Here is a 10648-nt window from a genome sequence, read left to right as displayed (position 1 = left end):
TTAAAAGATAAGATGTTGATTTTTAAATCTTTCGGTGACGGTCTGCATTTTTTAACTGGAGGAATTGATGCGAGTCAAGCGTCCAAGGTACATTTCGACCTTGTTGAAGTTGATATTGCATATTCAGAAACGGGTTATCGTTCAAAAAGTTCGGTATTTATTCATAAAGATGATTTAGATTATAGTTTTGTTGCGGAAACTTACAAATGTGAATGAACATAAATAATTTGCCGTTAAGCTAACGGGAAACGATAGTGGAGCAAGCTGCCGCGGTGCAGATGCACCAATTTTTCACTCAACTAACTGGCAGGATAGTTGAGGAAAAATGGTTTGCTAGCGAACAAAACCACGTCATAATATACTTACAGTTATTGCTAGGATTGTGTGAAAAAACAGGAGGTTCGACATATGGAAGCGAAAATCTTTGAGCGGCCGGCAATGAAATTAATTGGATTATCCACAAATGTTACCCTTCATGATGTGCAACAGAACAGGACGACTCTTAAGTTAGCGGCAAACTTTTTAGAGAGAAGATCTGAAATTATGAAGTGTATAAACGAAAGAGAAGTATATGGGCTTTCAACGGATCCTGAGGATTATAATCCTGAAACTGACCCATTCGAATTCTTCATTGGAATTGAAGTTTCCTCAAATGAGGACATACCAGAAGGAATGGTGTTTAGAGAGATTCCAGCAAATACGTATGTCTTATTTACATTTAAAGGTCCGTTTGAAAATGCAGGTGCTGTGCACGCTTACTTATATTCCACGTGGTTAAAACAAAGTGGATATGAACTTTCTGGTCTCTATAATATTGAAATTTACGATGAACGAAATCATGGTCCTGAGTCAGAAGAATCGTTTACGGATATTATTTTTCCCGTTCGAAAGAAACAATAAAAACGCCGACCATTATGTTGCGGGTACGATAGTTGAATGCGAAAAGGGCTGCCGCGTAGCAGCCCTTCGTTACGCTAACGGGCAGATTACTATAAAGTTACAAAGTGACCGATATTGCAAAACATATGAAATGGGGATAGCAATGAAAACTAAAACACCAACTGTTCTACTTGGCGACATATTTTCCGTCGTATTACCTGATGGACGTTATGGAGCGATACGAATAATAAATCATATAGAGAAATCATTTCTAATTGCGGTAACGATTTACTTGGATTCAAGCATACCGTTGATTATAGATCCACGACTACAAGTGATTATCTTGCAAAATCGATTCAGTTATCAGAACGAATCAGCGATGAGTTGGTACGATGGAAAAGTACCAAAAGACTTTCTGTATATAGGTAATATCCCTGTATCTGAACATGAGAAGATACTTGAATGCAATAAATATAGCGGTAAACTAAGTTCTTCTTGTGTATATCCAGTTTATTGGGAGTGGCGTTGGCTGCATGATCGGGAGAATTATGAGAATGAAATCCAAGCTGAAAGACTCAAACGGGAAGAAGAAAATAAGCACCGGATACAAGTACCAAAACAAATGATGACAGATGAGGAATTTTGGAATTACATAGCTATGCTCGATCTTCAACAACTGGGTGAAGAAGATGCCGTTGCTCCTTTAATTACGAAGCTCGCAAAGACCAGCGTCGGTAATATTAAAAAATTCGACGAAACTTTGGCATATAAGCTTTATTTACTGGATACGAAGGAGCATGCCAACCACATTGGGGAATTTGGGTACAATGAGGAAACAGATTATGTCTCTGGTGACGGATTTTTGTATGCTCGTTGTGCCGCTGTCGCAAAAGGAAAAGCCTTTTATGAATCAGCACTTTACTTCCCGCGTAATATGCCTAAAGACGAGGATTTTGAGATCCTTCTTTCCATCGCTCATGATGCTTACTTCAAGAGAACGGGTAAGGAATATAATTATGAGACAGGTTGCAGCTTCGAAACATTTGAAAATAAAGAGGGTTGGCGATAACGGAAGGATTTAAAGTTAAGCTAACGGAACACGATAGCTCAATACAACACGACGGCAGCTGCAGAAACAACAGCGCATGTGCGACTGAAACAATCGTACTCGATGTAACGTTCTTAAATGTGAGGTGATAATTCATGATCAAATGGGTGTTAACATTAGCGGCAACATTAGTGCTGCTATCGGGCTGCAGTGAGAAGTCGGGCAGACCTAGTGACAATACGACTAATCCTTCTACTGCTCCTGCACCGGGGGAGACGGTTACGCCGTCAGCGAAGCCGGAGGCGTTCCCCACTGTGTCTAACCCTTATGAAGCTGACCAAGCAGCGGAGAACGGCGATATCGTGAACGTTCACGGGAAGATGTATAATCTCGACAAGTGGAAGCTGTTTCTTACGAATCTAGATGTTGGCGTGCCGGATCAAGTGCGTATTACGCAGTATACGATTGAAGGTGACCCGATCTTCTATGAGCTGGTCTATGACGGGGCAGAGGTCATTACGTATACGTACGACAACTCGAGGGACCGGTTCGGCAGCAATGCAGGTCGTCCGAGCACGGTGTGCCGAGGTATTGAGCTCGAGGAGGACAAGGAGTTAGGCTCCCATTACAAACTAACCGGATGCGATTCTGAAACCAGTAATACGTTCTGGTTCACGAACGTGGAGTCTGAAGCCGAGCAGGGCAGCCAATAAGCACAATAATCAAATATCATTAATGAATATTTGATTATATACCCTTCCTTCATTAAGCTAACGGGTACGATAGCTCAATAACCATCAGGACGGGGCTGCCGATATGTAATGTTAGCCTCGTTGAGCTAACGGACAGGTTAATGTGGTAAATGGTATATTAAGAATAAATCTCTTTATGTTATGATGCTTAGCGTGTTTAAAAATTATTAATTATATTGAGAGGAAGTTAAGAGAATGAAAAACAAATTTATGAAGATTATTGGTACTAGTGTATTATCTATTTCTCTTATTACTGGAGTTGCTATTGCTGTTTCGGCAAATGGCTATACAACATCCACAGAAGGAAATGAGCAAATTGTTCCTTTGGCACTCCAAGCCAATACACTAAATTGGAGTTTATTAAATAATACTATAGCAGACCCAAATACTTCATGGAATATAGAGATTGGATATCCACATATTAACTTGTACGTAAAAAATACAGGGGCATCATCTTTTAGAGTTGAAGTAAAGCATAAGACTAAGGGTACAATTATCTTTAATAAAACCGTTGCAGCAGATGGAGTAGGAGTAAATTTTATAAATAATGATAGTAATCCACTTGTTCCTTCAGGTGCTTACTCAGTGACTATTTACGGTGGAGGAAATGTGCCAAAAGGACAAGTTAGAATGAACGCTTCTGACACTCCTTGGTAAGCGTTATAATCTTGCAATGGGCTGTCCCAAAAGTCATAAAAAACTGAAATACTTTATAAAACTAATGGGTAACGATAGTGGAATGAAGCAGATTGCAGTGGCAGTCTGCTTTTTTCATTGAAGTAACGGGTAGATTAGCGGATAACATTCGAAAAATAAACGAATTAGGGGATTAAGAAACTATTTCCAGAAAATGGCGTCCATATAATTATCAACAAAGGAGGCGTTATTTCAATGAAAAGATTAGTATGGGTCGTTCCACTTTTTGGGCTGTATGTTGTTTATGAAGGAATTGTAGTTTTGTTAACCCAGGGTCGCGGGGAAGCAATATATGAGCTAGGAATGCTTATACCTGCTACTACTCCCTCACTTATGACCCACGGTTCTATATTTGTTCTTGTAGGTATAGCTCTAATTTGTGTTCCTTTTATATTAAGAAAACTCGGATTTAATAGAGCTGTTTCATTGAACTAACTTTTTTACGAATTCTGACGGTTTTATAATTCGAAAAGCCGCGTGGGACCAACATATTCAGTCTGATACTTTATTTTCTTTCTGGTGCTATTGCCAAAGCCTCCAAAATGAGCACGAAAGATTTCGCCCAAACCAATCTGTTCAAGCCTATGGGGATATTCGTTCAAAAATGGGATGCCGATTCGAACGGGGTATACGGTGGGGGAACCGGATTGTACCTAACGCCGCTCGAGATGGCGAAATTTGGTTTATTATATCTGAAGAACGGTCTTTGGGAAGGCAAGCAGATCATCCCTAAGCAATGGGTGCAGGAATCGGTGAAACAACAAGTCCAGCCCGAGGACGGCCTCGGTTACGGCTATATGTTCTGGGTACAGCCGCTTAAGAGTAAAACAACCGGTAAATCCTACCCTACATTCAACGCATCAGGTGCGGGCGGGCAGCATATCGTGGTTGTCCCCGATTTAGATTTGGTCGCGGTGGTTACCGCCAATCTGCAGTCCTCATCTTTGGATAAGTCGGATACGATGGATTTGATCTCCGATTTCGTCATTTCAGCTGTCAAATAACCGCATAGAGCTTATCGATCTAGGGGCAAAGGCTTAGGGAAGCATTGGTTCTAAACAAATACCCAGCAGCATTTTACGGAATATTGTTACGGGCACGTTAGTTTGGTGGACTCATTAAGCTCCCATGGAAGAACGCAATTACTTCCATAATCTGTGGTGACTCGTGAGCAGCATGGATGGCTAATGGGCAGATTAGCTGAAAAGGACGAGAGGCACTAAATTGGTTATTATTTAAAACTTATGAAAATTTAAAGTCGTATTAGTATTAAAGGGGGTGGGATAAATGAACGTTTCAGGAATACAATGCAAAAATTGCGGAGGAAATTCGTTTGTACAAGCAACTGACCATATAAATCTTCGTCCATTGCATAAAAAGATCGTCAGTTTATATTTATTAGCTCGAAGCAATGCAATAGGGGAGGAAGTCAGAATGATGAAACATTTTACCGTTTATTTACTTATTTTCGTGCTATGTACGAGCTTTTCAAGTCAAGCCTATGCGGAGGCTGCTCTAAGCCAAGAAGTGGTCTTTGCTGACCCAAATCTCGAAACAGCTATTAAATCATTATTGAATAAAACCAGCGAAGAATCAGTTGCCAAATCAGATTTAGAGACCCTTACCGTCGTTGATTTATCAAACAAAAAAATTAAGAATTTGCAAGGATTGGAGTATGCTACAAATGTTACGCAATTAAACTTATCCCATAATGAGATTGCTGATATTTCATCTCTAAAGGAGCTTTCTAAGGTCCGAAGTCTCAACCTCAGGGAAAATCAAATCTCTTCGATTGAAGATTTGTCAGCTATGAAAGAACTGGAATCTCTTTATATTCATTGGAATCAAATCTCATCCTTGGAGGTGGTGAAACAACTCCCCCGTCTGCGCGTTCTTTTTGCTAATAATAATCAATTTTCGAATATTCATGGTCTATCGGATGCCGTAGAAATGACTTTTTTGGATTTGAGCAGTAATAAAATCGAGGATATAGAGCCTCTCGGCAAATTAACCAAGCTGACAAATTTATACGTTAGTAATAACCAGATTCGTGATATTTCACCGCTTCGGCTGCTATCCACCAATCTAACGACACTGTCAGTTGACAATAATAAGGTTGCTGATTTCACACCGCTAGCGGAATTGGTCAACCTAACGACGCTATCAATTGGAGGCAACAAGATTACTGATCTTAAGCCGTTAGCGGGATTAGTTAAACTTGGTGACCTCAATGCGAGCAATAATAACATTAAAGATCTTGCTCCTTTATCGAGATTGGTCCGCTTGTCACAGCTGAACTTATCATCGAACAAGATTTATGATTTGGAACCATTAAGGAATATGAAAGGTCTAGTTGCCCTCTACTTGAGCAACAATCGGGTTTGGGATTTAGAACCAATTCAAAATATTGAATTTGATAGTTCTATTGAGTACTTCCATGGAGTTGAGCTGTATAACAATAACTTGGACTTGAGCCAAGGCACCGAAACATCCAAAATATTTATAAAAGTGAACAATAGTAGTGATCTTGAAAAAGTTAAAAAGTCTCAGAGGAAAACGCAGCGCCTGAAAATGGGAAGCACTACAGCATATGTGGGCGACAGAGCTTACCGTATTACGTCCGCACCATTTATACACATGGGTCGTACTTATGTGCCGATTCGTTTCATCTCTGAGAAGTTTGGGGCAAACGTAGGCTGGAACCAAAGCACTAAAGAGGTAACGATTCAAAAAAACGATAAAACGATACATTGGGCTTTGGGGAACAGGCAAGTACGGGTGAACCAGCAAACCGTGCTGTTTGACTCACCTTTACTCGCGAGAAATGACACTACTTTTGTTCCTATACGCTTTGTTTCAGAGCAGTTTAATGCTTCCGTTGAATACTTAGGCAGCAGAAAAATGGTCGTTATTTTCGAGAATAAGGCAGGATAGGTTTTGAGTCTCAAGAAATAAACAAAGTAAAGGGCCATCCGCTAAGGATGGCCCTAAAACTTGCCGTTACAGACAGCGCGGAGAACCGCCATAGGTCCTGCCCGTTCCACTAACGGGAAACCGTTATAGTTTAATTTGAGGGGGGCGGATTGTGTACATAGAACCTTCGAAATGGTATGAAACACCATATTTTCGAACAACTTGTCTCTTGATTATTTACCTAACAGTATCCTAACTTTTTCATTGAACTAACGGGTACGAGAGCTAAAATAGAGGAGTTTATATGGAGGAAAGAACTAGTAAGTTTATTATTAATATTCAAGGTTTAGGTTTTGAATTGGTTATTGGTGAGAGTTATATCATACATTATTTCGATGAAGACATTAGTTTTAACGGTTTGGAAGCCAAAATTGAAGATACCTATTGGCAAGACGAAGTAGGTAGAACCATGTTTTATATATGGATTCCTGATCAGCAGGAAGATTACTTGGTTGGTGACGATGAAATAAAAGAGATAAGTAAGAAAGTTGATTAAGCTAACGGGTACGATAGTTAAATGTGGATTGGGCTGCCTAGTAGCGACCCTTCTTTCAGCTAGTGGGCTGTATAGTTATAATTAATGACATTTAATGAAGAAGCTGCAGCGCGGACTTTCTAAGATCCCGAATGGAGGAACTGTCCGGCATGTTACTTTTATCCTATTGATTAACCGATTTCTTCGGCATAGAATGTACTTGTACAAACTATAGAAGTGGGATTGTGACTGAATTCTCAGGCAAGACCCGAAATGATGCGAGAGTGGCCATATTTATGGTACTGCTCATTCTTGCTCATTTTGGGTCTTTTTTTCGTGTGGAAAAGGGACCTTTAGACACAGAAAGCGCAAAAATGATTTTATAACCGTTTACCACCGCCGAATGTCCGTTCTTATCCTGCAGCGGCCAAGTATCCCAAATTATAAACTCCGAAGTGATTTCCTCAAGCGCTTCAGGAACGCAAGGACGAAGTGATCCGTCAGCAGAAACGGAAGGAGGCGCTGGATCGCATGATTGAGCGCAAAGACGTAGAGAAGGAGCGCGAACTGTTGGCTGTACGAGAGGAATATCGGGCGAAGCTGCGAGAGCAATACGCGTAAATGGATCACCTTCGAGAACAGAATGAACAGAAAATCCGCGAGCTTCAGCAGCCAAAGTAAAGCCAGAAAAAAGAGTAACTAGGAAGTGAGTCTTATGGAGCACCCCCGTAAAGCAGGAAAGATTGAGCTCCGAATGGGTGAAGAGACAAGCTGGGAAATCCGCTCCGCCAGATCCAGGAGATGAAATGGAAACCTGAAAAATATTCGTAATCGAAATTTGAGGAAGTGTTCCATCATGAAAAACAAATGCTACATTGGAATAGTTGTTATTCATAATCAGTTATACGTTACTTATGGCCCTGATTATGATTATTACGTAGAATTGTTACGCATTTCGTCATTGACTGATGTAAAAAGAGACATAGAGGGAATTTCTAAAGAAATGGGCATACCGGTATTGACCGTTTTGACGGTTCAACATTTAAAAGGAGGCTGTCTGATTTGGCCCCGCTAGACTGGTTGGTCGCGGATTCTAGGGTTCCGCTAACAAAACGTAGTTAAGAGGGTAGATGCATTTTAAATTTAAGTACGGTAATGTAATTCAATGAATATTGTGTTATATACGACGAAGCAGACGTATTTCACTAGTTTAAACGCTAATTGTGTCCACTTCAAAGAGTTGCCGATATTTAAGGCTATGCGAATATTCAGTATACGCGAGTTTATACAAAGTCGAGCACCCAGGAAAGAAGGGGAGCTCTTGAAAGTCTTTCCTCCATTCAGTGAAAGGAGCTGTCATGAACCGTCATTATCAAAAAAATGGAATGATCGGGGTCGTTAAATGCTCGATGAAAATGAAGACTAAAAAATAAAGACTCACATGGCGGCGCTGAACTCCCTTAGGTAGTTTAATATGATTAGGGAAGCTAATATTCAGTCTAATTGTTATTTATTTTGCAATACTAATAATAAAGACCAACGAGAAGCAGGGGATTTCATGATTCGAGGAATACCGAAAAAACTTGAAAAATTAGTGGAGAACGTACCTTTTGTTCGAATTGGCAGTTTCCTAATTCCTGTTATTTCGTTAATCATTATGTTTAGAACCCCTAGCCTCGTCAGGGGGATGATCTTCTTTTTCTTTTTGGGGTTATTTTTTCTCGTTGAAGGTATTCATCCATCTGGAACTTGGAGAGCGTGAAATACATCATTCAATACATTGTTCCGAGTAAAATACAAACTATCATCCTTATAGCATTAAGATTTTCTTTAATCGTCATAGGGGCGTATTTCATATTATTAGTTTCAGTACCAGTATTGAGAAATTTTTTTGAAATGTTATTACGCTCCCTCGGAAATCGATAGCTGAATAGTGGGCAGCGACTTTCTTTTTCATCCCAGAGAACAATCATACTAAAAAAAGAGAAATGACCAAGATCTTTAAAGTCCTTCACTGAAGTGAGGGGCTTTTTTTGCGTTGATAACGGAGTGGGAGCGAAGGGACATGACCGCAATGGCTGGATACCGCAGAGCGCGAGGCTCATTGTACTCGGAGGGCCGGAACGAAAGTGGAGGAAGGTGAGTGTCTTTACAATGAGAAGTCCTGTGGTAGCCTGCTCCGGCAGCCACGACCGGAAGCACCCACGCAGTTAAAGCAAGGCCTTCTTATATTACTTTCGGCTCTTAAAACCAAATGATGGAAATGACAAAATAATGGGTAAATCTGGACTGATGGAATTTTGATTTACTTGCTGCGGCTGGTCCGGAAGGAGAGGATGAACCAATATAACTATCTGCGACTTTTTAATAAGGTGATGGATACCGGTGCAAATGAGTATCTGGAAGCCGCACAAGAATCAGGGAAAACGTATGAATGGTGGACACGCAAAGCTTGACGCGAATGGTCTACAACTTCCAAACCAAAGCGGTGACGGTTGACACATCCCCTAAGAAAGCGACAACGGTATAATGAGGCCCCTAACCGGGACCCCTTCCCCAGTTAGGGGCGGGGTTCCCGGAAATCATAAATCAAAGGAGCTAAAACGATGTGGGAGCTACATATTATTTAAAGCAAAGGAGGTTGTACGTTTTAAACGCACTCCACTTAAAAAGATATTATCGATCAAGACTTTTACTCAAAGCAGATAACTTGTCAATAACTATGGACGATAATACTTTACGATGTAAAACACAGTTGGTTGTTTCAGTAGTATTAACTGACCCATTTTCAAAAAATTTATTCGATGGAGAGCCTCCACCGCATAAATCAAAGTAAAGACATGTAGCAGCACACTGTTTAACTCCAGCATGTATTTCTTGTTGCAAGCGGATGTAGATATCATTGTGTATAATGTCATCTAGTTCCTTTTCATCGTTAATATTTCCGACAATAAAATTGTTAAAATATTCACTTTGACCTCCTGCAAATTCAGGTGAACTTGAACTGATGTTTCCATTTTTCTGAATTGTTATGATACGTTCGTGAATATCATCTGGTTGTCGGTAATAGTTAGGATCAACAAATTTTTTATTCAATACAGTACATAATGATGAGAACTCACGAATCTCCAGAGCATCTTTATGTTGCACCCACATGTCAAAAAATATTGACATAAAGTTTTGATACTCTGAAACAACTTCTTCTGACATTATTGATCCTTCTTTGAGAGAAGTGTGAGTATGTGAATTCTCAATCTCTTCTATATTAAAACCAATCCAGTTGAATCCTTCATTTAAATAAAAATTAAACATCTCTTTAGGATATTTCAGACTTTCTTTAGTTAGAACGCCGAGCGCTCCAAAAGAAATATTATTCTTTTGAAGCAAGCGGACACCATTCATAGCCTTTTCATGTGATCCCATTCCAGACCAATTTACTCGGTTTCTATCGTGTAAAAAGGCTGGACCGTCGATACTAATGCCCACATGGATATTGTTTTGTTTAAAGACTTGGCACCAATCCTCATCAATCAATGTTCCGTTTGTTTGCAAAGAATGCTTAACATTTAGTCCGTTGACATTGTGGATTTTAGACAATTCCACAGCACGTTTGTAAAACGGAATACCGGCAAGCAAAGGCTCGCCGGCATGCCAAAGGAACTCTACTCTTTCTTTAACCAAGTTACTACGAAGTGTTTTTACCATTACATTTTCAAGCGTTGCATCGTTCATCAATACCTTCTCTTGTCTGTTAGGAACATAACAGTAATGACAGTTTAAGTTGCACAAGGATGTAGGCTGGACAACAACCATTAAAATTGACAT

10 protein-coding genes and 1 pseudogene are annotated in these 10648 nt (G+C 40.0%); 9 read left to right on the top strand and 2 right to left on the bottom strand.

Annotated elements, in window-relative coordinates:
- The 9 genes and pseudogenes from AC0YNZ_RS29795 to AC0YNZ_RS29755 all read left to right on the top strand — a co-directional run.
- A pseudogene (locus AC0YNZ_RS29795) lies at window positions 1–216 on the top strand (hypothetical protein); the annotation flags it as partial.
- Between the two features lie 192 nt (window positions 217–408).
- Entirely contained in the window at window positions 409–900 is a 492-nt protein-coding gene (locus AC0YNZ_RS29790; protein WP_475830006.1) for a GyrI-like domain-containing protein, read from the top strand.
- A gap of 142 nt (window positions 901–1042) precedes the next feature.
- On the top strand, window positions 1043–1948 hold the full coding sequence (locus AC0YNZ_RS29785; protein WP_475830005.1) for a DUF4240 domain-containing protein: 906 nt from the start codon (window positions 1043–1045) through the stop codon (window positions 1946–1948).
- A 134-nt stretch (window positions 1949–2082) separates the two neighbouring features.
- Window positions 2083–2640: a DUF4362 domain-containing protein gene (locus tag AC0YNZ_RS29780; protein WP_475830004.1), complete on the top strand. Its 558-nt coding sequence runs from the start codon at window positions 2083–2085 to the stop codon at window positions 2638–2640.
- A 234-nt stretch (window positions 2641–2874) separates the two neighbouring features.
- Window positions 2875–3336, top strand: a complete 462-nt coding sequence (locus AC0YNZ_RS29775) for a hypothetical protein (protein WP_475830003.1) — start codon at window positions 2875–2877, stop codon at window positions 3334–3336.
- A 234-nt stretch (window positions 3337–3570) separates the two neighbouring features.
- Window positions 3571–3810, top strand: a complete 240-nt coding sequence (locus AC0YNZ_RS29770; protein ID WP_475830002.1) for a hypothetical protein — start codon at window positions 3571–3573, stop codon at window positions 3808–3810.
- 53 nt (window positions 3811–3863) lie between these two features.
- The gene (locus AC0YNZ_RS29765) at window positions 3864–4379 is read left to right on the top strand and encodes a serine hydrolase domain-containing protein (protein WP_475830008.1); all 516 of its coding nucleotides are present in this window, start codon (window positions 3864–3866) and stop codon (window positions 4377–4379) included.
- 283 nt (window positions 4380–4662) lie between these two features.
- Window positions 4663–6309 carry a leucine-rich repeat domain-containing protein gene (locus tag AC0YNZ_RS29760; protein WP_475830001.1) on the top strand — a complete coding sequence of 549 codons (1647 nt, stop codon included), beginning with the start codon at window positions 4663–4665 and terminating at the stop codon, window positions 6307–6309.
- A 283-nt stretch (window positions 6310–6592) separates the two neighbouring features.
- Window positions 6593–6844 (top strand): hypothetical protein, encoded by a 252-nt coding sequence (locus AC0YNZ_RS29755; protein WP_475830000.1) that lies wholly within the window; start codon window positions 6593–6595, stop codon window positions 6842–6844.
- Between the two features lie 295 nt (window positions 6845–7139).
- On the opposite strand, the gene AC0YNZ_RS29750 is transcribed toward AC0YNZ_RS29755, so the two are convergent.
- On the bottom strand, window positions 7140–7718 hold the full coding sequence (locus AC0YNZ_RS29750; RefSeq protein ID WP_475829999.1) for a glycoside hydrolase family 68 protein: 579 nt from the start codon (window positions 7716–7718) through the stop codon (window positions 7140–7142).
- A 1781-nt stretch (window positions 7719–9499) separates the two neighbouring features.
- Window positions 9500–10636, bottom strand: coding sequence for a cyclophane-forming radical SAM/SPASM peptide maturase GrrM/OscB (grrM, locus tag AC0YNZ_RS29745; protein WP_475830007.1), 1137 nt, complete (start codon window positions 10634–10636; stop codon window positions 9500–9502).
- Window positions 10637–10648 lie beyond the last annotated feature (12 nt).

Source organism: Paenibacillus sp. J2L1-98 (genome assembly GCF_056269405.1).
The sequence above is the reverse complement of the archived record's forward strand: the minus strand, read 5'-3'. Positions and strand labels throughout refer to the sequence as shown.

Bases quoted from the DNA above. Each gene is read 5' to 3' on its own strand.
- AC0YNZ_RS29760 (WP_475830001.1), top strand. From the start codon at position 4,663: ATGAACGTTTCAGGAATACAATGCAAAAATTGCGGAGGAAATTCGTTT.
- grrM (WP_475830007.1), bottom strand. From the start codon at position 10,636: ATGGTTGTTGTCCAGCCTACATCCTTGTGCAACTTAAACTGTCATTAC.
- AC0YNZ_RS29780 (WP_475830004.1), top strand. From the start codon at position 2,083: ATGATCAAATGGGTGTTAACATTAGCGGCAACATTAGTGCTGCTATCG.
- AC0YNZ_RS29770 (WP_475830002.1), top strand. From the start codon at position 3,571: ATGAAAAGATTAGTATGGGTCGTTCCACTTTTTGGGCTGTATGTTGTT.
- AC0YNZ_RS29790 (WP_475830006.1), top strand. From the start codon at position 409: ATGGAAGCGAAAATCTTTGAGCGGCCGGCAATGAAATTAATTGGATTA.
- AC0YNZ_RS29750 (WP_475829999.1), bottom strand. From the start codon at position 7,718: ATGAATAACAACTATTCCAATGTAGCATTTGTTTTTCATGATGGAACA.
- AC0YNZ_RS29755 (WP_475830000.1), top strand. From the start codon at position 6,593: ATGGAGGAAAGAACTAGTAAGTTTATTATTAATATTCAAGGTTTAGGT.
- AC0YNZ_RS29775 (WP_475830003.1), top strand. From the start codon at position 2,875: ATGAAAAACAAATTTATGAAGATTATTGGTACTAGTGTATTATCTATT.
- AC0YNZ_RS29785 (WP_475830005.1), top strand. From the start codon at position 1,043: ATGAAAACTAAAACACCAACTGTTCTACTTGGCGACATATTTTCCGTC.